We start from the raw sequence: 25,304 nt of genomic DNA on the forward strand, positions 1-25,304 counted from the left end.
GATTCCAAGGACCAGACGGATGGGACGCGCGGGGGGTGTGTACTGCGGTCAGGCGAGTGGCAGGGCCAGACTGTGCAGATAGCGCATCAGGGTCATCAGTACGTCGCGGCTGGAGGCCCGCAGCCGGGCGTCGCAGTCGATCATCGGAACCTCTTCGGGGAGGTCCAGGGCGCTGCGGAGCGCCTCGACAGGGTGTTTCGGTGCGTCGGGAAAGGTGTTGACGGCGACGACGAACGGCACGCCGCGCTCCTCCAGCCGTCCGATGACGTCGAAGCTGACTTCGAGGCGGCGGGTGTCGATGAGGACCACCGCGCCGAGGGCGCCTTCGAACAGGCCGTTCCACAGGAACCAGAACCGTTCCTGGCCCGGGGTGCCGAACAGATAGAGGATCAGTTCCTCACTGACGGAGATCCGGCCGAAGTCCATGGCGACGGTGGTGGCGGTCTTGCTCTCCACCCCGAAGTTGTCGTCCACGCCGACACCGGCCTGGGTCATGGTCTCTTCGGTGGTCAGCGGCCGGATCTCGCTGACGGATCCGACCATGGTCGTCTTGCCGACCCCGAACCCGCCGACGATCACGACCTTCACCGCGGCGGTCGCCGTGGTGGGTAGGACGTCCTCGCGCCGGGGGCCGGTGATCGTGTCAGAGTTTCTGAAGTCCATGCATCACCGCTTCGAGAAGGGACCTGTCCGGGAGAGTGGCGCGGACGATGGGCGCGCGCGATTCGACGAGTTCGGTCGCGAGGAGTTCCGTGAGGAGCGACGTCACCACGCTGAAGGGCAGACCTAAGTACGCCGAGACCTCGGCGACGGATAACGGCGCCTGGCAGAGCCTCAGGATGACCGCCTGCTCGGGCTGGACCGTCGGCGACGGCTGGGCCTTCGCGACGACCATCGTGACCAGGTCGAGCGGCGCCCGCTCGCTGCCGTCGGGATCGCCGGTGATCACGTACAGCCGTTCCGGATCGCTCAGCGCCGGATCGGCTTCTCGGCGTTCTCGTCGGGGAGAGTTCATCCGGCCTGCCCGTCGTGGCGGGGCGGACTCGTCAGATGGGCGCCGATCCTGACGACCATGTCCCGCATCCGTGACCCGACGAGCCCCGCGTCGACCGTCTCACCGGCCAGGACCGCGAGGTACGCGCCGGTTCCGGCAGCCATCAAGTAGAAGAAGCCGCCGGTGACTTCGATGACGACCAGCCGCATGAGGCCGTCGCTGTACGGGATCTCGGAGGCGACGGCGGCGGCCAGGCTCTGCAGTCCCGCACAGGCCGCCGCGAGGCGGTCGGCGACATCGGGGTCGCCGCCATGCCGGGCGATGCGCAGACCGTCGGCGGAGAGCACCACGATCTGATGGATGTCCGGCACGTCGTCGGCCAGTTCCTTGAGCATCCAGTCCATGTTTCCCCGCTGCTGGATCACTTCAGGTCTCCCTTGTCCCACGCGTCATCAGAGTCTTCGTCGGTCTTCGGCTCCTGCGGCACCCCGTTGACGGCGTTGGTGAAGGCCTCCAGCCAGAGGCCCGGGGGCTGCTCCTTGTCGCTGTCGTGCCCCCGGCCGTGGCCGTTGGTGTAGCCGTTGCGCTGTCCTGCGGCGGGGGCGGCGGGCTGTGCGGGAAGGTTGTGCGAACCCAGGGGCGCGCGGCCGCGGCTGCGGCGTTGCGGGAGCCCGCCCGCGGTCCACTCGGTCACCACGGGGACGTCGTCCTCCATGGCTGCCGCGGGGAGTACCGGCCGGGTGACGGGTGCGACCGGTCCGGTGGCGGGACGCTGGGCCACGGGGCGGGGCTTGCGGCGTGCGGGCACGACGTGCTTCATCGCCTCCTGGTCGATGTCGCTGGTGGGCCTCGACGTGGCGCCGATGCCGTGGGCGATGCCGGGAGCGGGTCCGGTGGTGATCATGGCGCGGGGCACGATGAGTACGGCACGGACGCCGCCGTACGCGGACTGCCGCAGCGAGACCTGGAGGTCGTACATCCGCGAGAGCCGTCCGACGACGGCCATGCCGAGACGCGGGGACTCGCCGAGGTCATTCATGCTGGAGCCGGCCTGGGCCCTGGCCAGCATGTTCTCGGCCCGCGCACGGGCCTCCTCGCTGAGCGAGACGCCGCCGTCCTCGATCTCGATGGCGATGCCGGTCTGCACCTCGACGGCGGTGACGTGCACCCGGGTCTGCGGCGGGGAGTAGCGCGTGGCGTTGTCGAGGAGTTCGGCGCAGGCGTGGATGAGCGGTTCGACGGCCGTGCCGATGATGGCGACCTTGGCGATCGAGTGCAGATCGACCCGTGGATACTCCAGGATCCTCGACATGGCGCCGCGCAGGACGCTGAACAGCGGTACGGGCTTCGGCCACTGACGGCTGGGCCGGGCACCGCCGAGTACGGCGATGGAGTCGGCGAGCCGGCCGATCAGCGCGGTGCCGTGGTCGATGCGGAGCAGGTCGTCGAAGACGTCGGGGTTGCGCCCGTGGTGCTCCTCCATTTCCCGCAGCTCGCTCGCCTGTCGGTGGACGATCGCCTGGACGCGCCGGGCGACGTTGACGAAGGCGCGCTGCGCGGAGTCACGCATCGCCTCCTCGTTGTCGATGATGTTCAGCACCGTGTAGACGAGGGTGCGCTGGGCATCGGGCAGGTCGCGGTACAGCTCGTCCGCGTCCACCACGTCCCGGAGCACCTCTTCGGGCGAATTGCCCACGCGCAGCCGGTGGATGGCGGCCGGCAGCAACTCCTTGCTGATCCGCACGGTCTCGTCGTCGTGGGTGGCGATGCGCCGTTCCAGGTCGGCGAAGCGCCGTTCGTACACCGCGCGCTGGGTACGCAGACCGCGCGCCCTGCGGGCGAGTTGAACGGTGAGTGCGACGACCACGACGGTGGTGAGCGCGCCGCACCAGACGACTGGTATCCGCGCGGCCGGGGAGACCAGTGCCACCGCGGCTGCGGTGGCTCCACCCGTCAGCAGCACGGGCAGCAACATGGCGCGAACGACAGGGATTCCTCGTTCGATCGGCGGTGATTCAACACGAACCATCTAAAACCTCTGGCGGTTGATTCCGGGGGTATACGCGCGTACGAGACACTTGGGAACAAGCGCTCGAATTCATATCAACTCGACTGCGCTGCGCGTGAGCTTAGTCAGATCGAATCAGTGCTTCGGCACATTCACCCAACCCCCTGCGCGAGCGACCCCGCGGTTATACACTCACGAGTTTTTGCACGCACCGCCTCCAAGCATGCACAAGGAGTGACGATCAAAAGGGAAGAGCGACCATGACCTCCTTCCGTACCGCAGAGAGGTACGCGACCACAGCCACTCACAGGGGCCCCTCCTTCCGCCTCTCCTCTGAAATGAGCAGCAGCACAAGCGGAATCCGGCAAATCAGCACCAAGCGATACTTACTCCGTCCAGCAGAATGTCCCTCAGAACGGAACACGCGCACATGCGATCGAAGCAGATCGAAAGGCGCACATTCATGACTGAAGCGCGGGTGTACGGCATGGTCGTGTCGGTGACGCGACGCGGCTCATCACCGCCCGGCTCCGCCGCGGACCCGTGCACCGGGACCGCCCGCGGCACCTTCGGCAGGCGCACCGCGGTCCCTGCCGTCACCCCGGATCATGTGCGGGTACGTCCCGTCTCGGGGCGCACCAAAAGCGCAGAGGACGAAGGACGGACACACCATGGAGCCGACGCGGGACTACACCATCGCATCGCTGGACACCGGGCTCAGGATGATGCGGCTGTTCCTCACCCATGACACGCTGACGGTCTCCCAGGCCGCCGGGCTTCTCTCCGTCGGCCGGTCCACCGCCCACCGGGTGCTCAGCACCCTGGAGGGGCGTGGCTTCGCGACCCGGGACTCCTCCGGCCGCGGCTATGCGGCCGGTCCCGAGCTGGTACGGCTCGGCCGCCCGGCGGGTTTCGGTACGACTGTCCGCGAACGGCTCGCAGCCGTGCTGGAGGACGCGGTGCGCCGCACCGGTGAGACCGTGCAGAGTGCGGCGCTGATCGGCGACCGGATCGTCATCACCGACGGCCGGGAGTCGCCGCATCCGGTGCGGGTCGTACTGGAGACCTGTCGCACGTACCCCGTCCACGCCACCTCGGGCGGCAAGCTGCTGCTCTCCCGCATGACGACGGAACAGGTCCGCGCCCTCTGCCCGCAGGAGGAGCTGTCGGCGATCACGCCGAACACCCTCACCTCACGGTCCGCCCTGCTCGCGGAGCTCGACGGGATCCGTGCGCGCGGATACGCGCTCAGCCGCGGGGAGTCGGTCCCGGGCGTGAACACCGTCGCCGTCCCGCTGGCCGGGGCGAGCTGGCGGGACCGGCTCGCCCTCATGGCATCCTCACCCGTCGACCGCGGCGACGACGAGGCACTCGTCCGCCGCGCCGAAGAACTGCTCTGCTCCGCCGCGCTGTTGGGCGCGGTCCGACTTCAGTGATCCTTCGGCGCCCCGGACCCGCGGCGATCACCGACGCCCGGGGTCACGCCGATCTCGTGCCGCAGCCGGTCGGTACCGGCGGTCCGCCGCCGGCCGGCCCGGTGGAGCCGGTCGCGGCCGTGCGCCGGTCGCGGCCGTGCGCCCACGGATGAGCGGGCGTCCGGAGCCGGCCGCCCGAGCGCCGGCTCCGGAGCCGGTACCGAGCAGGCGGTACCGGCTCCGGCGGCCGACACCGCTACGCGTCCCAGAGGTCGGTGCTGTGGGCGCCGACGAGGGCGGCGATGCGGGCGAGGACGTCGTCGGCGGGCTGCGCCTCGTATCTGCGCCCGTCGCGCAGGCGCAGGGCGATGCGGTCGTCGGCGGCTTCCCGGGCGCCGATGACGGCTTGGTAGGGCGCCAGGCGGGCTTCGCGGACGCGGGCGCCCAGGGTGCCTCGTTCCGGTCCGACGATCTCGACCCGCAGCCCCGGACCGTCGCACCGCCGGGCGAGCGCTTCGGCGTTCGGCAGTTCGGCCTCGGAGACCGGGAGGATCGCCAGCTGGGTGGGGGCGAGCCAGGCGGGCAAGGCCCCGCCGTGTTCCTCGATGAGGTGGGCGACGGCCCGCTCCACGCTGCCGATGATGCTCCGGTGGATCATGACCGGTCGGTGTTTCGCGCCGTCCGCGCCGATGTAGTGCAGGTCGAACCGGGCCGGCTGATGGAAGTCGATCTGGACGGTGGACAGGGTGGACTCCCTGCCCGCGCCGTCGACGACCTGGACGTCGATCTTGGGGCCGTAGAACGCGGCCTCTCCCTCCGCGGCCTCGTAGGGCAGGCCGGAGCGGTCGAGGACCTCGGTCAGCAGGGCGGTGGAGCGCTGCCACATCTCGGGAGCGGCGACGTACTTCCCGCCGGGCCCCGGGAGGGAGAGCCGGTAGCGCGCCGGGCTGATGCCCAGCGCCCGGTACGCCCGGCCGATCAGCTCCAGCGCGGCGCGCGCCTCCTCGGCGGCCTGGTCCACGGTGCAGAAGATGTGCGCGTCGTTCAGCTGGATGGCGCGCACGCGGGTCAGCCCGCCGAGCACCCCGGAGAGTTCGGAACGATGCATGCCGCCCAACTCAGCCATGCGCAGCGGCAGTTCACGGTAGCTGTGGGAGCGGGAGCGGTAGATGACCGCGTGGTGCGGACACAGACTGGGCCGGAGCACGACCTGCTCCCCGCCCACGTCCATCGGCGGGAACATGTCGTCGCTGTAGTGCGACCAGTGCCCGGAGATCTCGTACAGCTCCCGTTTACCGAGCACCGGTGAGTACACGTGCCGGTAGCCCGCCCGTCGTTCGGCGGCGCGGATGTACTCCTCCAGGGTGTGACGTACGACAGCCCCGTCGGGCAGCCAGTACGGCAGACCGGCGCCGATGAGGGGATCGGTGTCGAACAGGTCCAGCTCGCGGCCGAGTTTGCGGTGGTCGTGCATGGTGGTCTCCTCGCGGTCGTCGGACGAGTGACCACACGGCGAAGCCCCGGGGCACTCGCCCCGGGGCTTCGGACTGAACAGCTGTCAGCGCGCCGGGACACTCTCCGGCGTCGTCGTCATGGCAGCGCGCTTCATGCCGTGGACGGTAGCAGCGACGTACCGGGGCCGGCACATGATTTCTTTCCGCCGCCCGGCCCCGGACCGTCCCGTCGGGCCCCGGTCCCGGTTCAGTGCCGGGCGCCGCCGATTCGGCCCTCCAGCTGCACCAGCAACTCGCTGAGCTGAGCGCTGAGTCGCGTGCGGGACTGCTCGTCCAGGCCGGACAGCACCGCGCGTTCGTACGCCAGCTGCCGCGGCAGCAGCCGGTCGACCAGCCCCCGGCCCTCCTCGGTCAGGCGGACATGGGCGACACGGCGGTCGCGGTCGTCGCTGCGGCGGTCGACCAGACCGCGTTCCTGAAGGACCCGCAGACGCTTGGTGACGGCGGCGCCGGAGGAGAAGGTCTCCCTGGCCAGCTCGCCCGGGGTGAGTTCGCGGTCGGTACGGCGCACGGCTCCGAGCAGGTCGAACTCGGCGCGGGTCAGACCGGCGGCTCGCAGGGGCGCGTCCTCCGCCTGCTGGAGCAGGGCCGCGCAGCGGTTGATGCGGCCGATGAGTTCCATCGGGCCGGTGTCCAGCCCCGGATTGACGGCCTGCCACTGCCGTACCACCGAGGCGACGATGTCGTCGGTCACACCGCTCCGTTCTCCTGGGCGGAGGCGAACAGCCCCTGCCGTTTCGCTGTCGCCGCGAGCGTACGGTGTCCGGCCTGCTCGGCCGCGAGGACCTGCTCCTGGGGCAGGGCGCGCTGCCACCATTCGCCCGCCGCGGTGTCATCCGCCTCGCGCAGCTCGACGAGCGATCCCGTCAGCCTGCGCCGCACGGAGTCGAGGGCGGCGGGCGTGGGCTGCGGTGCGGCGAGCGCGTGCACGGCGTGGGCGCGGGCCCGGTCGGTGGCGTCCAGGGCCTTTTCGAGCCGTCCGGCGGCCCGCCGGTTGGTGACCAGCATGGCGGCGAGCATGCCCACCCCGGCGCCGATGAGGGTGTCCAGGACCCGGTCACCGATGAGTTCACCGGCCGGATGGGTGCCGCCGAACTCCAGGACCAGCAGGGCCATCGGCGTGACCGCGATGGAGCCGAGCCAGTAGTTGCGGGTGATCAGGGCCTCGGCCGCGAAACCGAAGAAGAGGCAGAAGCCGATGAGGGCCAGCGGCCCGGTGCGGCTGACCGGAAGAACCGCGGCGAAGACGAGGACGCCGATCAGATTGCCCAGGGTCCGCTGGAGAGCCCGGTTCCAGGAGAGGGTCACATTGGCCTGGTAGAGGGAGGCCGCGGTGACGATCGCCCAGTAGGGGCGGCCGACGCCGATCGCCTGGGAGACATATCCGGCCAGGGCACAGCCGATGAGGACGCGGACGCCGATGGGCAGGAGCGGGGAGCCGGGGGCGAAGCCGCGCAGGAGTGCGCGGCGGGCGTCGCTGCGGCTTCCGGTGCGCCGGGCGGCCCGTCCGGCGTCGATGCCGAACAGCTCTTCGGACGTGCCCGGGGCGGGCGGCGGGGTAGGTACGGGACCGCGGGCGCGGGCCTGCCGGGCCCAGGCACGGAGCCGGTCGGGCTCGGCGGCGGGGGCGTCCGAAGAGGTGCCGAGGGCGCCCCCGGCAAGGACGGCTTCGGTATGGACGACGAGGCGTTCGAGCGCCGCGCGTGCGGGGGTGGGGCGCCCGGCGGCGAGCAGGGTCTGCCAGGCCGCGTGCACGGCGGCGACCGCGGCGTGCCGGGTGCGGTGGCCGGGGGCGTCGGCGTAGGCCGCGGCCGCGTCGAGCGCGCGGGCTGTCGCCCGGCGCTCCGGGCCCTCCCGGCGGATCATCGCGGGACCGACCGTGACCAGCCAGGAGATCACGCCCGCCGCCAGTGTCAGTGCGAGATGGCCGGGCACCTGACCGAGCTGCTGCGGGGCGAAGAGCGCGGCCGAGGTGACGAAGGTGAAGATCACCGGTCCGGGCGGGCCGATGCGGGTGGCGTCGCACAGCGTCTTCTGCCCCGCCGCGAGCAGGGCGCCCACCGCGATCAGAACGGCGGTCGAGCCGGTGAGCGAGGCCGCGACCAGGGAGATCGCCATGCCGATGACCATGGAGACGACGACTCCGGCGACAGCTCGGGCACGGCGGACGTACGGCAGATTGTGACCGTACAGGGCGCAGAGCGAACCCGCCATCGTGTACATCACGAGGTCGAGCCGGTCCATGGCGAACAGCACGAGATCCGGTATCGCGGTGGCGACGACGACGCTCAGTGCCGGTTTGAACCACATGTCCGAGGGCCGGGCGAGGCGCAAGGGGGCTGCCAGCGGGAGTCTACGGACGGAGGGCTGCCTGGCCAGGATGGTTGTATCGCTCACTCAAATACTTTAGCAGGTATTACACCTGTAAAACAATCCCCCCTCTCCGCCGCCCCCTCGCGGCACGGATGGCCGCCCCGGCCGCGAGGACATAGCGTGCGACTGCACGAGGACATACCGACCGACGGACCGGCATGCACCCACGCGTCCACGCGTCCACGGAGGAAACCGAATGAAGCTCACCAAACCGGTACCCGGCGGTCCCTGCTGGATCGAGCTGAGCACCCCCGACATTCCCGCCGCCAAGTCGTTCTACGCGGCGCTCTTCGGCTGGCGCTCCGAGACCGATCCGCGCGAGGAGGCGGGCGGCTACACCATGGCGCACCTCGGCGACGCACGCGTGGCCGCGCTCAGCCCGGTCTACCAGCCGGGACAGCCACCCGCCTGGACGGTCTCGTTCGCCAGCGCGGACACGGACGCGACGGTCGAGAAGGTGAAGTCGGCCGGCGGCTCCCTCCTGGTCGGCCCGATGGACGTGTTCGACCAGGGCAGGTTCGCGGTGGTCGCGGATCCCTCGGGTGCGGTCTTCTCGCTGTGGCAGGGGCGCGCCTTCGCCGGTGCCGAACGGCTGAACGAACCGGGCGCGCTCGGCTGGGTCGAGCTCGTCACCCGCGAGGCCGACCCCGCGCTCGCTTTCTATCCTGCGGTCTTCGGGTGGACGGTGAACGCCGCGTCGGAGAGGTACACGCAGTGGGGCGTGGCGGGCGAGGACTTCGGCGGCATGCTGATCATGGACGAGAAGTTCCCGCCGGACGCGCCGTCGGACTGGCTGCCGTACTTCGTCGTGACGGACGTCGACGCGACGGCAGCCACCGCACAGGGGGCGGGCGGCGAACTGCTGATGCCCCCGACGAGCATTCCGGACGGGCCGCGCATCGCGGTGGTACGGGATCCGCAGGGCGCGGTGTTCGGCATCCACCGGGCGGCCGACGAGGGCTGAGGGCTGTCCCGTGGCCCCGAGCGGGCGTGCGGCGTCGGCCACGGCGCCTCGCCGCGTTGCCGGAACGCCCGAATATGTCCAGTACAGAGACGCCCCTCCGCTTGCGATGCACCGCATCCGACGCCGCACGCCGAGCCACCCGGGATGACGGGAGCGCCCTCAGGGTTTCTCGCCCGGATCAGGCCGGGCCACTCCGATCGCGACACCCACGAGCCCGCGTGCCCACCGGTTCGACAGCCGCCCGAAGGGGGACGGCGAACGGTCTTCCTGGAGTTCAGCTGATGTACGAGAGCGATGCCGGACTGCTCGCCCCCGGGCGGGCGGGCTCCCCCGCCGAGACGGCCGGCGGCGACAGCGCCTTTCTGCAGGCGATGCTCGACGCCGAAGCCGCGCTGACCCGTGCCCAGTCGGGCTGCGGGCTCGCCCCCGCCGCGGCCGGGCGGGCGGTGACCGCGTCGGCCGAAGCGCGTCGGTTCGACGTACGGGACCTGGCGCTGCGCGCACGCGAGAGCGGCAACCCGGTCACCCCGCTGGTCGCCGACCTGCTCGCCCTCGTCGAACCGGACGCCCGGCCCTATGTCCACCGGGGCGCCACCAGCCAGGACATCCTCGACACCGCCGCCATGCTGGTCGCCGCGCGGACCCTGGCCCCGGTGCTCGACGACCTGGTGCGGGCCGCGGACGCGGTGGCACGGCTCGCCGTCGCGCACCGCAACACCCCGATGGCCGGCCGCACACTCACCCAGCACGCCGTGCCGACCACCTTCGGGCTGAAGGCGGCGGGCTGGCGGACGCTCATCCTGGACGCACGGGACCGGCTGTCGGCCGTGCGGGAGTCGCTGCCCGTACAGCTCGGCGGCGCGGCGGGGACGCTGGCGGCCTTCAACACCTTCGCCCCGGTCGACGAGGCCGAGACGGCCGATGACTTCGCCGAGGACGACGGCCGCGGGCTGGCCGTGCTCCAGGCGTTCGCGAACGAACTCGGGCTGGCCGAACCGCTGTTGCCGTGGCTCAGCCTGCGTACCCCGGTCGCCGACCTGGCGGGCGCGCTGGCCTTCACCGCGGGCGCGCTCGGCAAGCTGGCGGCCGATGTGCTCATTCTGTCCCGCACCGAGATCGGCGAGGTCACCGAGGGCCGGGGCGGTGGCTCGTCCACCATGCCGCAGAAGGCCAACCCGGTGCGCGCCACACTGATCGCGGCGGCCGCCCGTCGTGCCCCCGGCCTGGCGGCGACTCTGTACGGCTCGCTCGCCGCCGGGGACGAGCGGCCGGCCGGGGCGTGGCACGCCGAGTGGGAGCCGCTGCGCGAACTGCTGCGGCTCGTCGGCGGGGCCGCGCGCGATGCCGCCGAACTCACCGAGGGACTGCGCGTCGTCCCGTACGCCATGCGGGAGAACCTCCAGCTCACGGACGGGCTGATCGTCTCGGAGCGGCTCGCCGCCGTGTTCGCCGAGCGGATCGGCCGCAAACGTGCCAAGGAGGTCCTGGTGAACGCGGCCGCGCGGGCCCGTGCAGAGACCACGGATCTGGCCGACGTACTTACCGATGTACTCGACGAGGAGCCCGAGCTCTCCGGTCTCGATCTGTCCGAACTGACCGAGCCCGCCCGGTACACCGGCTGCGCGGGCCCTCTCACCGACCGCGCGCTGGACCGCATATGACCGCACGCGCGGCCGTGCCGAGAAGGCGCCGCGCCTGCGCCGCACCGCGTCCGGGCCGCTCAGGGGCGGATGCAGGACGGGTCCGGTCGTCGCGCGTCGCCGGGCCCGGCGGTGGGGACGGGGCGGGCGGAGGTGGGGCGGCCGACCGCGGCCGGGGTCAGCCCGGGGCGCCGTCCCCACGGATTGGCCGCGGCCGGGGTCAGCCCGGGGCGCCGTCCCCACGGATCCGGGCATGGACATGCATGTCGTGCCAGCCGTCGGCGTGCAGATGGCCCCGGCGTTTGGTGCCCTCCAGGGTGAAACCCGCTTTGGCCGCCACCCGGCAGGACGCCTCGTTCCGTACGGAGTGATGGAGTTCGAGGCGCTCGAACCCGATCTCGTCGAACGACCAGCACGTCAGCGTCAGGAGGGCCAGGGGCGCGATGCCCCGTCCCCGGGCCGCCGGCAGCATCCAGTAAGCGCATTCGGCCTGACCGATGGCCGGTATCAGCGAGCGGAGCGAGATCCGGCCGAGCAGCTCCTCGGCTCCGCCGGCCGTGCTCCCGGGGCGGACGACGGCCCAATGGGCCCCGGTCTCGCAGTACCAGGCGTTGCGCCACTGATCGATCCAGTCGCGCGCCTCGTCCTCGGTGTCGGCCCGGCGCAGATGCCAGCGCTGGATGGCCGGGTCGGCGAAGGCGGCGAGAACCGCCGGCGCGTCCCCGTACCGCCACGGCCGCAGGAGCAGGTCTTCGGCGACGGGGAGAGCGGGTTGCACGGAGTCCGCGAGGCGCCCGGGGGGAATATGGGGCGGCACCAAGTACGGCATGGCCGCATCATCGCACGGTGCGGCGCGCCGCCCCGCCCTCGGCCGTGGCGTGCGAGTGCCGTCCGCCGACCGCGGTGGCGTACTCCCCCACCCGGGACCCTCCCACCCCTCATTGAAACTTCACACACCACGTACGATGGCGGGATGGACACGCCGAGCGGAGGGACGCGCCGACGACGGCAGAGCGCCCACGCGTCGGCCGTTCTCGGCTGGCTGTTCGTACTGCTCGCCATGGTCTCGTGCTGCTCGATGACGGCCCCGGGCTCGGCGGCCCACGGGTCCGGCACACACGCCGCGGCTGCCGCCCGGGGCATGACACCGGTCCATCCGGCGGCCGTTCAGGCCGTGGTCGCCCACGCCCCGGACGACTGGGGCGTGGGCAGTTCCTGCCATGAGACCTCCGAGCACGCGACATCGGTCGTGCTGCCCGGCCAGAGCGCACCCGTGGCCCTTCCCCGCACGACCGCCACCGCCCCCGTCGCCCCGCTCACCGGCGCCGCCGCGATCCGCGGCCCGTCCAACGACGCCGTTCGGGAAGTCGACCATCTCCGTCTGCAGGTTCAACGGATCTAGGCCTCTCGTGTGGATCACGCCGGGCTCGCGTGCCCCGGCATCGCGCCTCGCCGCATTGTCGTCGGTCGCCATGACTCCGCCATGGCTCTCTCTTGCGCCTTGCGATCCACGGCACCGGACCTCGCTCGCCGATCCGGCCTGATCCAAACGAAAGACCCCAGAGACAGGGCTCGTTCCTCGGGACACCGAGGACGTTCTTCCGCATGCCCTCGACTCCATCGATCGTGTTGAACCGAAGGACTTTCCATGGCTAACGCCAAGAAGCAGAACACCCCTGCCGCCGCGCGCCGCGCCAAACTGGAGGAGGCCCGCCGCAAGGAGCGGGCCCGCGAGCGGCGCAGCCGCGTCATCGTCCTGACCGCCTCCGTCGCCCTGGTGGCCGCGCTGGTCGCAGGCGGCGGCTATCTCATGTCCGCCGCCGACAAGAAGGAGAAGGCCGGCGCCGAGGCCAAGTCCTCGCCCGTGCGGGGCGAGCGGACCTGGGACAAGCTCACGCAGAACCATGTCGAGAAGAAGGTCGACTACCCGATGAACCCGCCGGTCGGCGGCGATCACCATCCGGTGTGGATGAACTGCGACGCCGATGTCTACACCAAGGCGATACCGAAGGAGAACGCCGTCCACTCCCTGGAGCACGGCGCGGTGTGGGTCACGTACACGAGCAAGGCGAAGCCGGCCGACATCGAGAAGTTCGGTGAGCGGGTCAGGACGACGCCGTACTCGCTGATGAGCCCGGTCGAGGACCAGGCCGCCCCGCTCATGCTCAGCGCGTGGGGCAAGCAGGTGACGGTGACGAGTTCCGCCGACCCACGCGTGGCGCAGTTCTTCACCAAGTACGTGCAGGGGCCGCAGACCCCGGAGCCGGGCGCGGCCTGCACCGGCGGGGTCGCCCAGTGACGCCGGCGACCCGCTCCTCGCGCCCGATGGTGGTGGCGGGCGGTGTGGTGCTGCTGCTCGCCCTGGGCCTGGTCGCGCTGATGCTCGTGCGGCCGTCCTCGTCCGCGGGCTCCGCCGCACAGGCACCCGCCCTCTCGGACGCGTCGGTCGACGTCGGGTTCGCCCGCGACATGTCGATCCACCATCAGCAGGCGGTCGAGATGTCGTTCATCGTGCGGGACCGTACGTCCGACGTGGCGGTGCGCCGGCTCGCGTACGACATCATCAACACCCAGGCCAACCAGCGCGGCATGATGCTCGGCTGGCTGGAGATGTGGGGCCGGGCGAAGTCGTCCGACGCTCCTCCCATGAAGTGGATGGGGCATGCCTTCACGTCCAGGGATGACGGTTCACTGATGCCGGGCATGGCGACCGACACCGAACTCGACGCTCTGCGGGCGGCGAAGGGCAAGGCCGCCGAGGTGCTGTACCTGAAGCTGATGACCGCCCATCACCGCGCCGGTGCGGAGATGGCACAGGCGGCGGCCGACGCGGCCGGCACCGACGAGATCAGGAACCTGGCGGCGGGCATGGTCCGGGGCCAGCAGTCGGAGATCGCGCTGATGGCGGACATGCTCAAGGAGCGTGGTTCGACGGCCTGAGCACCCGGCGTTCCGGCGACCCGTGCGGCCATGCGCGCCCACGGGTCCAGTGGCGGCCCGTTCGCGGCGGTTCCTTCCCCCGCGGACGGGCCGTCCCCGGTCGGGGGAGGTGGCGGGCGACCGGCTGGACCGGACGGCCCGGAGGCGCACCTGCTCACCGGAGGGATCGCACGGACCATCGCATAGGCTCGGATCCAATATGAAGAGCAACCTCACTCCGCTGGGGCCCAAGGCCGACAAGGCCACCGTGCGTCGGAGCAATCTCAGCCTGGTGCTGCGGGCCGTCCGTGACGAGGACGCGGGCGAGGCGACCAGGGCCGGGGTCGCCGCGCGAGTGGGGCTGACCCGGGCCGCGGTGTCCTCGCTCGTCGAGCAGCTCCTCGACATCGGATTCCTCACCGAGTCCGGCAAGTCCTTCAGCGGGCAGGCGGGCCGCCCCGGGACCGCGCTCAAGGTGGCACGCACCGGGCCCGCGGGGCTCGGCGTAGAGGTCAACATCGACTATGTGTCGGTGTGTGTCGTCGATCTGGCGGGCACCGGCCGGGTGCGGCTCACCGAGCACCTGGACAACCGCGGCGCGCCCCCGGCGGAGGTGCTGGCGCGGGCGGCCGGCATCGCCGCGCGCACTCTGGGGTCTGCGCGCGAGCAGGAACTGTTCCCGGTCGGGGTGGCCCTCGCGCTTCCCGGTCTGGTCTCCGGCGGTACGGTGCGCCAGGCACCCAACCTGGGCTGGAACCGGGTTCCGGCCGAAGAGCTCTTCGCCTCGTCGCTCGCCACCGAACGCCCCGGTCACCAGGCGCTGCCGGTGGGTTCGGAGAACGAGGCCAATCTGGCGGCGCTGGCCGAGCTCTGGTTCGGCGGGCTCGACGCCATCCGCAGCTTCCTCTATCTGACGGGCGAGATCGGTGTCGGCGGCGCCCTGGTCGTCGACGGTGAACTCCTGCGCGGGGCGCACGGATTCGCCGGGGAGATCGGGCATGTGGTGGTGGACGCGGCGGGACCGGAGTGCCGGTGCGGCTCGCGCGGCTGCCTGGAACAGTACGCGGGACAGGCGGCGCTGCTGCGGGCCGCCGGGATCGAGGAGTCCGGCCAAGGCGGTGGCGTCGCCGAGCTGGAGCGACGCGCTCGCGCCGGGGACGAGCGGGCGGTGGCCGCTGTCGCGGAGGCCGGCCGGATGCTGGGGCGGGTGCTGTCCGGGGCGGTGAATCTGCTCGACCCGGACGCGGTGGTGCTCGGCGGGATCTACCGGAACCTGATGCCGTGGCTGTCACCGCCCGCCGCCGAGGAGCTGACCGGCCGGGTGGTGTCGGGCCTCTGGTCCCCAGGGAGTGGCCGGCTGCGCGCCTCGTCCGTCGCGGGCGACGCGGCGCGGGGTGCTGCGGCGCTGGTGATGACGGGGGTGCTGGCCGACCCGGTGGCGTACGCGAGGAGCCGGGAAGCCGGCTGATATGCCGCCGTGCGCGGCGCGCACGGCCAGCCACCGACCGGACGGGCGTCAGGCCGGACCGGCCCGGCGGGCGCCGACGGGACGGCCTCCCGAGCCGCCCGAGCCTCGATGGGCCGGGCACCTGGCCGATCCGCCTCCTCTCCCCCGATCCGCGACGGGCCGGACAACCGGTCCGACCCCGCGTCCCGGCCGGCCGTGCCATGGGGGCGGGCCGGACACCGGGTGTCCGGCCCGCCCCCATGGACCCGCGCCGCCGCGGCGGAGGTCAGCGGACCCCGAGCAGGTGGTCCATCGCCAGCTGGTCCAGGACCTCGAACGCCATCCCCCGTTCCGCCGCCGCGTCCACGTCGAACTCCTCGAAGGCCGACCGGTCGGCCAGCAGCCCGGCCACGCCGTCCTCCGCGGTCGGACGGGCCAGCTCGTCGAGCCGGGACGCGCGCAGCGCCTCCCGCACCTCGGGGTCGGCCCGGAAGGCGGCGGCGCGCTCCTTGAGGATCAGGTAGTTGCGCATGCAGCCCGCGGCCGACGCCCAGACACCGTCGTAGTCCTCGGTCCGCGGCGGTTTGAAGTCGAAGTGCCGCGGGCCCTGGTAACCGGCCGTCTCCAGCAGGTCGACCAGCCAGAACGCCTGGCGCAGATCGCCCGCGCCGAAGCGCAGGTCCTGGTCGTACTTGATGCCGGACTGGCCGTTCAGGTCGATGTGGAAGAGCTTTCCCGCCCAGAGCGCCTGCGCGATGCCGTGCGGGAAGTTCAGCCCGGCCATCTGCTCGTGCCCGGTCTCCGGGTTGACGCCGACCAGTTCCGGGCGCTCAAGACGCTCGATGAAGGCGAGGGCGTGACCGATGGTCGGCAGCAGGATGTCGCCGCGCGGCTCGTTCGGCTTGGGCTCGATGGCGAACCTCAGGTCGTATCCCTGCTCGGTGACGTAGTCGCCGAGCAGGTCGAAGGCTTCCTTCATACGATCGAGGGCGACCCGGATGTCCTTGGCTGCGCCGGACTCGGAGCCCTCGCGACCGCCCCAGGCCACATAGGTGGTCGCGCCGAGCTCGACGGCGAGGTCGATGTTGCGCAGGGTCTTGCGCAGGGCGTAGCGGCGTACGTCCCGGTCGTTGGCGGTGAACGCGCCGTCCTTGAACACCGGGTGGGTGAAGAGGTTCGTCGTCGCCATCGGGACGACGAGTCCGGCCGCGTCCAGCGCCTGCCGGAACCGCTTCACGATCCCTTCGCGCTCGGTGTCCGTCGAGCCGAACGGAATCAGGTCGTCGTCGTGGAATGTCACACCGTACGCGCCGAGCTCCGCGAGCCGCCGGACGGAGTCGACCGGGTCGATCGCCGTACGGGTCGCGTCACCGAAGGGGTCACGCCCCTGCCAGCCCACCGTCCACAGTCCGAAGGTGAACTTGTCGTCAGGGGTGGGCGTGAAGTGTTCCGTCATCGTCTGGCCGCCTTCGGTACTGAGGGTTCCATGGCTGGTCGAGATGACCAAACCCTATTTGTTCACTGTCATGACTAATCATGCACGCGGCACCCTCGGGACGTAACCCCTCATCACTTCTCATCTCCCCTCATCGGCGAAATCCCTGAACGATCACTGTTCCCGACGGGATCGATCGCGTAATTTGTTTTCCGTACGATCAAATCAATGGGTGGGCTCCTGCGGCCGTACCCCGAAGCGATGTACGCACCCGCCTCCCCCGCGCCCCCGCCGCCCGCAGCACAGGAACGAGGTCACCCATGCCGCCGCGCACCGTCGTCATCGGTGTGGACAGCTCCACGCAGTCCACCAAAGCCGCCTTCGTCGATGCCGGGACCGGCCGGCTGCTCTCCGTCGGCCGTGCCCCGCATGCCGTCACCGGCGAGGCGGGTGCGCGGGAAAGCGATCCGGAGGTGTGGTGGCGGGCGCTGTGCGAAGCGGTCACGGCCGGGCTGAAGGAGTCCGGTGTCGCCGCGTCCGCCGTGACCGGCATCGCGGTCGCCGGGCAGCAGCACGGCCTCGTGGTCCTCGGCCCCGGCGGGCGCCCCCTGCGCCCCGCCATGCTCTGGAACGACACCCGCTCCGCCCCGCAGGCCGCCGCCCTCACCGCGGCACTCGGCGGGGCCGCGGCCTGGACCGCCCGTACCGGGTCGGTGCCGGTGGCCGCCCTCACCGCGTCCAAGTGGCAGTGGCTGCGGGAGAACGAGCCGGAGAACGTCGCCGGGGCCGTGGCCGTTCGCCTCCCTCACGACTTCCTGACCGAACGCCTCACGGGCGCCGCCGTCACCGACCCCGGTGACGCCTCGGGCACCGGCTGGTACTCCACAGCGATCGGCGCCTACGACCCCGGACTGCTCGAACTCCTCGGCCTGGACGCCTCCTTGCTGCCCGAGGTGGCGCGGACGGGAGCGGCCCGCGTCGGCTCGCTGACGGCCGAAGCCGCCGATGCGCTCGGCCTGCCCGCCTCGATCGCCGTGGCCGCGGGCACCGGGGACAACATGAGTGCCGCCGTCGGCCTCGGACTCGGCGGCGCCGGACTGCTGGACCACCCCGTCCTCAGTCTCGGCACCTCGGGAACGGTCTTCGCGGCCTCCCGGACCCGGCCCACCTCGACGGCGCTCTCCGGCTTCGCCGCCGCTGACGGTACGTATCTCCCGCTGGCCTGCACCCTCAACTGCACGCTCGCCGTGGACAAGATCGCCGCACTGCTCGGCCTGGACCGCGAGGACGCGGCGCCCGGCGGCGAGGCGGTGCTCCTCCCCTACCTCGACGGCGAACGGACCCCCGACCTGCCCACCGCCGCGGGCCTGCTCACCGGGCTCCGGCACGACACCACCCCACAGCAACTCCTCGGCGCCGCCTACGAGGGCGCGGTCATCACCGTGCTGCGCGCCCTCGACGAACTCCTCCGGGCCTGCGGTCTCGACCCCGCCGATCCCGAGGTCGCCGCCCGGCCGCTGCGCCTGATCGGCGGCGGTGCCCGGGGGCGCGCCTGGGTGGAGACGGTACGTCGGCTCTCCGGGCGACCGGTGATCGTGCCGGGCAGCGGCGAACTGGTGGCTCTGGGCGCGGCCGCACTCGCCGCCGCCGCGGCCACCGGCGACGACCCGGTCACGATCGCCACCGGCTGGGACACCGGGGCGGAGGCTCAACTTCCCCTGGTGCAGAAGGACTCGGCCACCTGGGAGCGGGTCGGCTCGGTTCTGCTGCGGGCCACGGACCCCTTGCTGGGCGGGGCCTGACTCCCGTACACCCGACGCATCCGGCACATCCGGCAAGGGACGTTGACTGGCTGTCACTTCGGCCGGGCCGCCCCGGGCGTGGGCCCGTGACCGCCGTCGGACCGGTTTGGGGAAGCGAAGCGATCTTCAATAGTATCCGGCGATGATCATAAGAAGAAGGCTGACGGTCGGGGTGGGCATTCTGCTCGCCACCCTGACCGCCGGGCTCGGTACGGCACTTCCCGCCGCAGCCGATGAGACCCCCACCAAGGCCGCCCCCAAGGTCGAGCTGGTGCTCGACGTCAGTGGTTCGATGCGGACCCGTGACATCGACGGCCAGTCCCGGATGGCCGCGGCGAAGCACGCGTTCAACGAGGTCCTGGACGCGGTGCCCGAGCAGGTGGAGCTCGGTATCCGGACGCTCGGAGCCGACTACCCGGGCAATGACCGGAAGGTCGGCTGCAAGGACACCAAGCAGCTGTACCCGGTCGGTCCGCTGGACCGTACCGAGGCGAAGACCGCGGTCTCCACCCTGGCCCCCACCGGCTGGACCCCGATCGGCCCGGCCCTGCTGGGCGCCGCCGACGACCTCGAAGGCGGTGACTCCACCCGCCGGATCGTGCTGATCAGCGACGGTGAGGACACCTGTGGCCCGCTCGACCCGTGCGAGGTGGCACGTGACATCGCGGCCCGCGGCATCCACCTCGTCATCGACACGCTGGGCCTGGTGCCGAACGCGAAGATCCGCGAGCAGCTGACCTGCATCGCCGAGGCCACCGGCGGCACCTACACCGCCGTCCAGCACTCCGATGAACTCTCCGGCCGCGTCAAGCAGTTGGTCGAGCGGGCCGCCGAGCCCGTCGTCACACCGGTGGCGACCGAGGGCGCGGACCGCTGTTCCAAGGCTCCCGAGCTCAAGGCGGGCCTGTACACCGACCGGGAGAAGATCGGCGAGCACCGCTGGTACCGGGTGGACGTGCGCCCCGGTCAGGAGCTGCGCGCCTCGGTCAGCGTCTCGGCCGACCGCGCCGTGAACAACGACTACGGTGTGCTGCTGCGCGCGGTGACCGTGCACGGACGGGAGATCGTCCGGGGCTCGGAGTCGGGCACCGGCCGCACCGACGCGATCTCCTCCGGCCTGCGTTATCCGAAGCCGGAACAGGACGCCGCGGACGACGGCACCGAGCCTCCCGCCGAGACCGTGTGCCTCCAGGTGAGCAACTCCTTCTCGGCTCCGGCCTCCGTGAAGACCGAGCCGGGCATGCCGGTCGAGCTGACCGTGGACCTGGTGGACGCCCCGGACGACGCAGCCGATGTCGCCGCGTTCGGTCTCGGCCACGGCTGGTGGCTGCTCGGCGTACTGGTGCTCACCGGGCTGGTCGCGGGCCTGCTGACCGGCTGGATCTCGCGCTGGCGCGTCGCCGTCTGGAGGACCAACTGATGATGCGTACGACACGTGTGCTCGCGGGCGCGCTGCTGACCGGCCTCGCCCTGCTGACGTCGGCGGGCGCCGCCTCGGCCGACGACCCGTCGGCGAACCCGGACCCGAGCACCTCCGACAGCGCGTCCGGCCCCACCGAGGCCGGCACCACTTTCCGCACGGCCACGGCGGTCCAGCAGAACCAGCCCGCCACCGCCGGTGCCTCCACGGGTGACTACCTGTACTGGGTGTTCCCCGCCGACGCGGGCCAGCGCGCCACCGTCAAGGCCAAGATCACCCTGCCGGAGACCGCGACCCGGCACGGCGCGTCGACCTGGCAGGTCGATGTGTACGACGGGCTGCGGCGCCGTCAGGCCTGCATGTACGGCCGCCAGACCGGGAAGGCGGCGGCCGACGCGTCGACCGTCGAGCTGACCTGCGTGCTGCGGACCGTCCGCGCCTGGTCCGAGCCGTGGGCCAACGACCCGCTGCCGGGCAGCTACTACGTGCGCCTCACGGTCGTCGATCTGCCCTCGGCGGACCTCGGTCTTCCGGTGCAGACCGAGGTCGAGGTCACGGCGGTCGACAAGGGTGGTGCCGCGGACGTCGACGGCACGCTCGCGCGGCCGCTGGTCCCCGGCACGTCCGTCGTCTCACCTGTGTCGGACGCGTCCGACTCACCGGCGAACGGTGGTGACGACACGTCGGCCAAGGTCTCGCTCGGCAGCGAACCCGAGGACGGCTGGGCCTCCGGCTGGTGGACCGACCGCTGGCCGTGGACGGTCGGCGGCGGCGTTCTGGGGGCGCTCGCGGCGGTCTTCGGCTACTCCCTCACCCGCGGCACCGGCCGCCCGTCCCGCGTTCCGCCGGGCGTCTGACCCACACGTCGTGGGACGGGCTCCGGACCGGGAGCCCACCGACAGGTGTCGCCGGACGGGCTCTGGAACCGAGCCCGTCCGGCGACGGCGTACAGATCCCCTCCGCTCCCCCACCACCCGCGCGCTCCGGGCACCACGGCGACTACCCTCGACAACTCACGTACCTCACAAGGCCGATGACGTCTTCCACGCCGTGCGGCACCTCTGAGGTCAGGTCGCTGCGCACCCCCGTCGGGCGCGCCACAGGGAGCGGAGATTTTCATGTCCACGGAGACCGGCCCGGCCGTCGGCGCCGAACCGCGAGGCCACACGATCGCGCCCGGCCCGAAGGGGTTACCGCTTCTCGGCAGCCTGCCGTGGTTCGCGAAGAACCCCCTCGCCTTCTTCGAACGGCTGCGCGGTCACGGGGACATGGTCGGCTGGCGATTCGGCCCCAACTCCTGTGTGTACATAGCCGATCCCAAGTGCATCGGCGAACTGCTCACCGAGACGGAACGCACCTTCGACCAGCCCGCACTCGGCATCGCGTTCCGCACGGTGATGGGCAACGGCGTGGTGGTGGCCCGTGGTACGGACTGGCGACGGAAACGGTCGCTGGTGCAGCCCTCCGTACGACCCAAGCAGGTGCGCTCGTACGCGGCGACGATGGCGAGCAGCGCGGTGGAGCTGGCGGACACCTGGTCCATCGGTGAACGCGTGGACGTCAAGCGGGAGATGGCGGCGCTGACGCAGAGGATCGCGGTCCGCACGATCTTCGGTGTGGACACCCCGGCCGACGCCGACGCGATGGGCCGTGCCATGGATGTGGCGCAGCAGGAGATCGGCAAGGAGTTCGCCGGCATCGGCGCGCTGCTGCCGGACTGGGTGCCGACACCGGGCCGGGCCAGGATCAGGAAGGCCGCCGCGGTCATCGACGCCGAGGTGAGCCGGGTGGTGGCCCGGCACCGCGACGGCGGGGACGACCGCCCCGACCTGCTGAGCCGACTGCTGACCGCGGTGGACGAGACGGGCGCCCGCCTCACGGACCAGGAGATACGCGACGAGACGGTCACCCTGTACATCGGCGGACACGAGACGACCAGTTCCACGCTGGTGTGGGCCTGGTATCTGCTGTCCCGCAATCCCCGGGCGCGCGCCGCGCTCGACGAGGAGCTGGACCGAGTCCTCGGTGACCGGGAGCCGGAGTTCGACGACTACGCCCGACTGACGTACACCCAGTGCGTGGTCAAGGAGACCCTGCGCCTCTACCCGACGATCTGGCTGGTCACCGGCGTCGCCAAGGAGGGCGCGCGGATCGGCGGTGTCCCCATGCCGCGCGGCACCAGGGTGTGGACGAGCCAGTGGGCGACGCACCGTGACGAACGCTGGTTTCCCGAGCCGGAGGAGTTCCGCCCCGAGCGCTGGGATCCGGAGGCGGGCGACGAGATCGCGGAGTACGCGTGGTTCCCGTTCGGCGGCGGACCGCGGGTCTGCCTGGGCGCGCGGTTCGCGATGGTCGAGGCGGTATTGATCCTGGCCGTGCTGGCCCGCCGATTCCAGCTGGACGTGGACCCGGGCGTCGTCAACCCCGTACCGGCGCTGACGCTGCAGCCCGACCGCGAAGTGAGGGCTACACTCCGGGCGCGGTAGCGGTGCACGAGGCAGGGTGGCCGGGGCGGGCGCGGGCTCCGAGATCGGCTCCGACGCCGATATCCGGATATCCCGAACCGATATGTCGGATCTGTCGCGCTGCTTGAGAGATGCAGGTCACACTGTCCATGGCGGTGCACCCGGCCGCCGGGCCGTCCGGCCGTGCATCCGCAGGCTGTCGATCCAACGGGAGAAACACCATGCGTCTTCGCCCCGCTCTCGCCCCCGCACTCACCGTCGCGGCCGCCCTGACGCTGACCGCCGCCGCGGCGTCGGCCACGACCGGCACAGCCCTTGCTCGGACCGTCAGCCGTCCCGGGATCTGTCCGGAGCGGGATCTGGACGTGCGCGCCGCACCCGGCGGACAGCGGAATGTCGCCCGTTTCACCGTCACCAACCATGGCGGCCGGGCCTGTGCCGTGGACCGGATCCCGACGGTCACCTTCAGCAGCCTGGACGGCTCCGCCGAGCCCGTGCCACCCGCCGAGAGCGGCCCCTACGTGCTCGCCGGGGGCGAGCGTGCGTACGCCGCCGTCCGCACGGCGGACCCCGAGACCACCGAAGGGCATGTCGTCGGCAGCCTGTCCGTGGCGGCCGACCCCTCCCACCAAGGGGTCACGTTCCGCGCGGCCACCGTGGGCATGCCCGCGGGAGTCCATGTATGGATCCCGGTCAGCACGCTGTGGCACGAGTCGCGCGCCGCGGCGGACAAGGCGTTGGCGGACGCGCTGGGCTGACGGGCGGGACGGACGGGCGCCGCCGGGCCGACGGTGCAGGTGGACAGGACAGGCAGGCGGGACGGCCGGACGCCACGGGGAAACGGGACGCCACGGTCCGGACCGTGCCAACCGGACGGTGACGTGCGTGGATTGACCCGGGCCTGGACCCGGTCGCGACGGGTGTCCAGAGCATTGTCGAAGCCCTGAGGACACAGCCCCTCACCCATTCGGCGCAGCTTCATTGGTGTGCTGTTGGGCTGTCGCCCGAGGCCGGGGCGGAATGGTGACTTCGATCGAGCGGACCGCGCACCCGCGGTTCGAGCGGCTCTCCGGCTGGCTCCACTTGACCTTGACACAGTGACAAGGTCTTCACTGCAGCCAAGGAGGTGGTGGCCCTCATGGCCATGCCGAAAGAGGACACGAACACGATGCGAGCTCTCCAGGGGCTGGAGAGCAAGGGCGCGTCGGTCCGGCTGCAGGCAGCGCTGGCGGCCGGCACGACCCCTGACCCGGGGTTCATCGGCAAGCTCATCGAGCGATGCGCGATCGAGCCCGAGTTCTTCGTGCGCGAAATGCTGACGTGGGCACTCACCCGCCACGCGGCATCGATGACGGTCCCGGTGCTTCTCGACGAAGTCCGCTCGGAGCGTGCGCAGGCACGGAGCCAGGCGTTGCACACGCTGTCCAAGATCGGGGATCGGCAAGCGTGGCCGGCGATCACACCGGCGCTGCTGTCGGACGCCGACGACGAGGTGGCCCGGAGCGCCTGGCGGACAGCGGTCGTGCTCGTGCCCGAGGGTGAGGAGCGCGAGTTGGCCGTAGTGTTGGCGAGGCAGCTCGGGCGCGGCGAAGGCGAGACGCAGCTGAGCCTCAGCCGAGCGCTGATCGCGCTCGGGGAGGTGATGTTGCCGGCACTGGGCGCCGCGACGACGGATCTCGACCCTCGTGTGCGCGCGCACGCGATCGCCACGGAACGGCTGTGGCGCGACCCGGATGCCGGATTCGAGTTCGCGATCGAGGAGGCGAAGCGCGTCGTAGCCCTCGGCGAGGCCGGCGATGAGGGGCGGTAGGCAGTGTTGATCGGTGATGTCGCGCGACGGTCCGGGGTCAGCGCCCGCATGCTCAGGCATTACGAATCTCTCGGCCTGGTGCGGCCGACGGGTCGTACCGACTCCGGCTATCGGGAGTACTCCAGCGAGAACATCCGGCGAGTCTTCCACATCGAGAGCCTGCGGTCATTGGGGCTGTCGCTGCGCGACGTCAGGCGCGCGCTCGATGACCCCGGCTTCGCGCCCACGGAACTCGTCGACGACCTCATCCGCCAGACACGAGACCGCATCGCAGCGGAGACGGAGCTGCTCACGCAACTCCGTCGGATCGGTGCCGCGGAACCCGCCGACTGGGAGGACGTCCTCCAGATCGTCGCGCTCCTCCAGGCGTTGGGGTCGAAGAGCGCGGGGAGGCGGCAGCGCGCGGCCCTGTCCGCGGTCGCGGAAGTTCCCGTGCCGGTGGAAGCGCTGGTCGAGGCCGTGCTGAGCGAGTCGGACCCGAACGTCGCCGGAGCCCTTCGTTGGGCTCTGGCGCAATCGGGCGAGGACGGGCCGGCACTGCTGGCGGAGGGCCTCGGCTCACCCGCGGCCGAGGTGCGGAAACGTGCCGTCCAGTCCATCGCCGAGATTCCGAACGGTGAGGCGACCGCACTGCTGCAGGACGCCCTGACGAACCCCGACATCGTGGTCCGTGGGTACGCGGCTCTGGCGCTCGGGGCACGTGGAGTGGCCGACGCGGTGCCGACGCTCATCGACATGATCGTCGAGGAGAGGAACGACGCCGACGCAGCCGATGCACTGAGCACGCTGGCGGGTGATCCCGCGTTGGCGGATCAGATCGCCACTGGGCTCGTCGACTGCCTCGCCGACGGCACCATCGGATCGTCTGCACGTCGACGGCTGACACAGGCGCTCGCGGACATCCCGGGGATCCTGACGTCACGTGCCCTCGCAGATCTGTCAGATGACGAAGACCGTGCCGTTGCGCTGACTGCGACATACATTCTCAAGCTACGCAACGCACGCTAGTGCCGGATCAGGCAACGTTTGCCCTGTCGACGACGGCGCGTAGGCGCCGGTCGTCGGCATGGCGGTTTCGCCAGATGATGTAGCGGCGGA

22 protein-coding genes and 2 pseudogenes are annotated in these 25,304 nt (G+C 71.5%); 14 read left to right on the top strand and 10 right to left on the bottom strand.

The window, feature by feature from the left end:
* Nucleotides 1–48 precede the first annotated feature (48 nt).
* From ABZ826_RS33430 to ABZ826_RS33445, 4 genes are read right to left on the bottom strand one after another with little or no spacing between them, the layout of a single operon-like run.
* On the bottom strand, nucleotides 49–663 hold the full coding sequence (locus ABZ826_RS33430) for an ATP/GTP-binding protein (RefSeq protein WP_351085927.1): 615 nt from the start codon (nucleotides 661–663) through the stop codon (nucleotides 49–51).
* Entirely contained in the window at nucleotides 644–1,015 is a 372-nt protein-coding gene (locus tag ABZ826_RS33435; RefSeq protein ID WP_361456944.1) for a DUF742 domain-containing protein, read from the bottom strand. Before ABZ826_RS33435 ends, ABZ826_RS33430 begins: the two co-directional genes overlap by 20 nt.
* Nucleotides 1,012–1,419, bottom strand: a complete 408-nt coding sequence (locus ABZ826_RS33440; RefSeq protein ID WP_093896207.1) for a roadblock/LC7 domain-containing protein — start codon at nucleotides 1,417–1,419, stop codon at nucleotides 1,012–1,014. The genes ABZ826_RS33435 and ABZ826_RS33440 overlap by 4 nt, the downstream gene beginning before the upstream one ends.
* Nucleotides 1,416–3,023: an ATP-binding protein gene (locus ABZ826_RS33445; RefSeq protein ID WP_361456947.1), complete on the bottom strand. Its 1,608-nt coding sequence runs from the start codon at nucleotides 3,021–3,023 to the stop codon at nucleotides 1,416–1,418. The genes ABZ826_RS33440 and ABZ826_RS33445 overlap by 4 nt, the downstream gene beginning before the upstream one ends.
* Before the next feature lie 650 nt (nucleotides 3,024–3,673).
* Between ABZ826_RS33445 and ABZ826_RS33450 the strand changes: the two genes are divergently transcribed.
* A complete protein-coding gene (locus ABZ826_RS33450; protein WP_361456950.1) occupies nucleotides 3,674–4,438 on the top strand; it encodes an IclR family transcriptional regulator in 765 nt (254 codons plus the stop codon).
* Nucleotides 4,439–4,673: 235 nt separating this feature from the next.
* Here the strand turns inward: ABZ826_RS33450 and thrS are convergent.
* From thrS to ABZ826_RS33465, 3 genes and pseudogenes are all read right to left on the bottom strand, one after another.
* Nucleotides 4,674–5,897 (bottom strand): annotated as a pseudogene (gene thrS / locus ABZ826_RS33455) (threonine--tRNA ligase); the annotation flags it as partial.
* 221 nt (nucleotides 5,898–6,118) lie between these two features.
* The gene (locus ABZ826_RS33460; protein ID WP_361456952.1) at nucleotides 6,119–6,625 is read right to left on the bottom strand and encodes a MarR family transcriptional regulator; all 507 of its coding nucleotides are present in this window, start codon (nucleotides 6,623–6,625) and stop codon (nucleotides 6,119–6,121) included.
* Complete coding sequence (locus tag ABZ826_RS33465) at nucleotides 6,622–8,328, bottom strand: FUSC family protein (RefSeq protein ID WP_361456955.1); 1,707 nt, start codon at nucleotides 8,326–8,328, stop codon at nucleotides 6,622–6,624. The genes ABZ826_RS33460 and ABZ826_RS33465 overlap by 4 nt, the downstream gene beginning before the upstream one ends.
* Nucleotides 8,329–8,500: 172 nt before the next feature.
* Between ABZ826_RS33465 and ABZ826_RS33470 the strand changes: the two genes are divergently transcribed.
* Nucleotides 8,501–9,268: a VOC family protein gene (locus ABZ826_RS33470; protein WP_361456958.1), complete on the top strand. Its 768-nt coding sequence runs from the start codon at nucleotides 8,501–8,503 to the stop codon at nucleotides 9,266–9,268.
* A gap of 281 nt (nucleotides 9,269–9,549) precedes the next feature.
* A complete protein-coding gene (gene pcaB, locus ABZ826_RS33475; RefSeq protein WP_361456961.1) occupies nucleotides 9,550–10,929 on the top strand; it encodes a 3-carboxy-cis,cis-muconate cycloisomerase in 1,380 nt (459 codons plus the stop codon).
* 199 nt (nucleotides 10,930–11,128) lie between these two features.
* Here pcaB and ABZ826_RS33480 read toward each other — a convergent pair whose 3' ends face one another.
* On the bottom strand, nucleotides 11,129–11,737 hold the full coding sequence (locus ABZ826_RS33480) for a GNAT family N-acetyltransferase (RefSeq protein ID WP_361456964.1): 609 nt from the start codon (nucleotides 11,735–11,737) through the stop codon (nucleotides 11,129–11,131).
* Nucleotides 11,738–11,881: 144 nt separating this feature from the next.
* On the opposite strand from ABZ826_RS33480, the gene ABZ826_RS33485 reads away from it, so the two are divergent.
* The 4 genes from ABZ826_RS33485 to ABZ826_RS33500 all read left to right on the top strand — a co-directional run bounded on the left by ABZ826_RS33485 (nucleotide 11,882) and on the right by ABZ826_RS33500 (nucleotide 15,295).
* The gene (locus ABZ826_RS33485) at nucleotides 11,882–12,310 is read left to right on the top strand and encodes a hypothetical protein (protein ID WP_361456967.1); all 429 of its coding nucleotides are present in this window, start codon (nucleotides 11,882–11,884) and stop codon (nucleotides 12,308–12,310) included.
* A 246-nt stretch (nucleotides 12,311–12,556) separates the two neighbouring features.
* Nucleotides 12,557–13,207 (top strand): DUF3105 domain-containing protein, encoded by a 651-nt coding sequence (locus tag ABZ826_RS33490; protein ID WP_361456970.1) that lies wholly within the window; start codon nucleotides 12,557–12,559, stop codon nucleotides 13,205–13,207.
* The gene (locus tag ABZ826_RS33495; protein WP_361456973.1) at nucleotides 13,204–13,848 is read left to right on the top strand and encodes a DUF305 domain-containing protein; all 645 of its coding nucleotides are present in this window, start codon (nucleotides 13,204–13,206) and stop codon (nucleotides 13,846–13,848) included. Before ABZ826_RS33490 ends, ABZ826_RS33495 begins: the two co-directional genes overlap by 4 nt.
* 199 nt (nucleotides 13,849–14,047) lie before the next feature.
* On the top strand, nucleotides 14,048–15,295 hold the full coding sequence (locus ABZ826_RS33500) for an ROK family protein (protein ID WP_361456976.1): 1,248 nt from the start codon (nucleotides 14,048–14,050) through the stop codon (nucleotides 15,293–15,295).
* Between the two features lie 265 nt (nucleotides 15,296–15,560).
* Here ABZ826_RS33500 and xylA read toward each other — a convergent pair whose 3' ends face one another.
* On the bottom strand, nucleotides 15,561–16,730 hold the full coding sequence (gene xylA / locus ABZ826_RS33505) for a xylose isomerase (protein ID WP_361456979.1): 1,170 nt from the start codon (nucleotides 16,728–16,730) through the stop codon (nucleotides 15,561–15,563).
* A 299-nt stretch (nucleotides 16,731–17,029) separates the two neighbouring features.
* On the opposite strand from xylA, the gene xylB reads away from it, so the two are divergent.
* The 7 genes from xylB to ABZ826_RS33540 all read left to right on the top strand — a co-directional run bounded on the left by xylB (nucleotide 17,030) and on the right by ABZ826_RS33540 (nucleotide 25,214).
* A complete protein-coding gene (gene xylB / locus ABZ826_RS33510) occupies nucleotides 17,030–18,511 on the top strand; it encodes a xylulokinase (protein ID WP_361456982.1) in 1,482 nt (493 codons plus the stop codon).
* Between the two features lie 142 nt (nucleotides 18,512–18,653).
* On the top strand, nucleotides 18,654–19,931 hold the full coding sequence (locus ABZ826_RS33515; protein ID WP_361456985.1) for a VWA domain-containing protein: 1,278 nt from the start codon (nucleotides 18,654–18,656) through the stop codon (nucleotides 19,929–19,931).
* A gap of 2 nt (nucleotides 19,932–19,933) precedes the next feature.
* Nucleotides 19,934–20,788 (top strand): hypothetical protein, encoded by an 855-nt coding sequence (locus ABZ826_RS33520; RefSeq protein WP_361456988.1) that lies wholly within the window; start codon nucleotides 19,934–19,936, stop codon nucleotides 20,786–20,788.
* A gap of 261 nt (nucleotides 20,789–21,049) precedes the next feature.
* Nucleotides 21,050–22,417, top strand: coding sequence for a cytochrome P450 (locus ABZ826_RS33525; protein ID WP_361456991.1), 1,368 nt, complete (start codon nucleotides 21,050–21,052; stop codon nucleotides 22,415–22,417).
* A 200-nt stretch (nucleotides 22,418–22,617) separates the two neighbouring features.
* Nucleotides 22,618–23,154 (top strand): DUF4232 domain-containing protein, encoded by a 537-nt coding sequence (locus tag ABZ826_RS33530; protein WP_361456994.1) that lies wholly within the window; start codon nucleotides 22,618–22,620, stop codon nucleotides 23,152–23,154.
* Between the two features lie 380 nt (nucleotides 23,155–23,534).
* Nucleotides 23,535–24,206, top strand: coding sequence for a HEAT repeat domain-containing protein (locus ABZ826_RS33535; protein WP_361456997.1), 672 nt, complete (start codon nucleotides 23,535–23,537; stop codon nucleotides 24,204–24,206).
* Between the two features lie 3 nt (nucleotides 24,207–24,209).
* A complete protein-coding gene (locus tag ABZ826_RS33540) occupies nucleotides 24,210–25,214 on the top strand; it encodes a MerR family transcriptional regulator (protein ID WP_361457000.1) in 1,005 nt (334 codons plus the stop codon).
* Between the two features lie 7 nt (nucleotides 25,215–25,221).
* On the opposite strand, the pseudogene ABZ826_RS33545 reads toward ABZ826_RS33540, so the two are convergent.
* Nucleotides 25,222–25,304 (bottom strand): annotated as a pseudogene (locus ABZ826_RS33545) (transposase); the annotation flags it as partial.

It is taken from the genome of Streptomyces sp. NPDC047515, from assembly GCF_040643055.1.
Lineage (GTDB): Bacteria > Actinomycetota > Actinomycetes > Streptomycetales > Streptomycetaceae > Streptomyces.

Excerpts from the sequence above, each read along its gene's own strand:
- ABZ826_RS33430 (WP_351085927.1), bottom strand. The coding sequence starts at position 663 with ATGGACTTCAGAAACTCTGACACGATCACCGGCCCCCGGCGCGAGGAC.
- ABZ826_RS33435 (WP_361456944.1), bottom strand. The coding sequence starts at position 1,015 with ATGAACTCTCCCCGACGAGAACGCCGAGAAGCCGATCCGGCGCTGAGC.
- ABZ826_RS33445 (WP_361456947.1), bottom strand. The coding sequence starts at position 3,023 with ATGGTTCGTGTTGAATCACCGCCGATCGAACGAGGAATCCCTGTCGTT.
- ABZ826_RS33450 (WP_361456950.1), top strand. The coding sequence starts at position 3,674 with ATGGAGCCGACGCGGGACTACACCATCGCATCGCTGGACACCGGGCTC.
- ABZ826_RS33470 (WP_361456958.1), top strand. The coding sequence starts at position 8,501 with ATGAAGCTCACCAAACCGGTACCCGGCGGTCCCTGCTGGATCGAGCTG.
- pcaB (WP_361456961.1), top strand. The coding sequence starts at position 9,550 with ATGTACGAGAGCGATGCCGGACTGCTCGCCCCCGGGCGGGCGGGCTCC.
- ABZ826_RS33480 (WP_361456964.1), bottom strand. The coding sequence starts at position 11,737 with ATGCCGTACTTGGTGCCGCCCCATATTCCCCCCGGGCGCCTCGCGGAC.
- ABZ826_RS33485 (WP_361456967.1), top strand. The coding sequence starts at position 11,882 with ATGGACACGCCGAGCGGAGGGACGCGCCGACGACGGCAGAGCGCCCAC.
- ABZ826_RS33490 (WP_361456970.1), top strand. The coding sequence starts at position 12,557 with ATGGCTAACGCCAAGAAGCAGAACACCCCTGCCGCCGCGCGCCGCGCC.
- ABZ826_RS33500 (WP_361456976.1), top strand. The coding sequence starts at position 14,048 with ATGAAGAGCAACCTCACTCCGCTGGGGCCCAAGGCCGACAAGGCCACC.
- xylA (WP_361456979.1), bottom strand. The coding sequence starts at position 16,730 with ATGACGGAACACTTCACGCCCACCCCTGACGACAAGTTCACCTTCGGA.
- xylB (WP_361456982.1), top strand. The coding sequence starts at position 17,030 with ATGCCGCCGCGCACCGTCGTCATCGGTGTGGACAGCTCCACGCAGTCC.
- ABZ826_RS33515 (WP_361456985.1), top strand. The coding sequence starts at position 18,654 with ATGATCATAAGAAGAAGGCTGACGGTCGGGGTGGGCATTCTGCTCGCC.
- ABZ826_RS33520 (WP_361456988.1), top strand. The coding sequence starts at position 19,934 with ATGCGTACGACACGTGTGCTCGCGGGCGCGCTGCTGACCGGCCTCGCC.
- ABZ826_RS33525 (WP_361456991.1), top strand. The coding sequence starts at position 21,050 with ATGTCCACGGAGACCGGCCCGGCCGTCGGCGCCGAACCGCGAGGCCAC.
- ABZ826_RS33530 (WP_361456994.1), top strand. The coding sequence starts at position 22,618 with ATGCGTCTTCGCCCCGCTCTCGCCCCCGCACTCACCGTCGCGGCCGCC.
- ABZ826_RS33535 (WP_361456997.1), top strand. The coding sequence starts at position 23,535 with ATGGCCATGCCGAAAGAGGACACGAACACGATGCGAGCTCTCCAGGGG.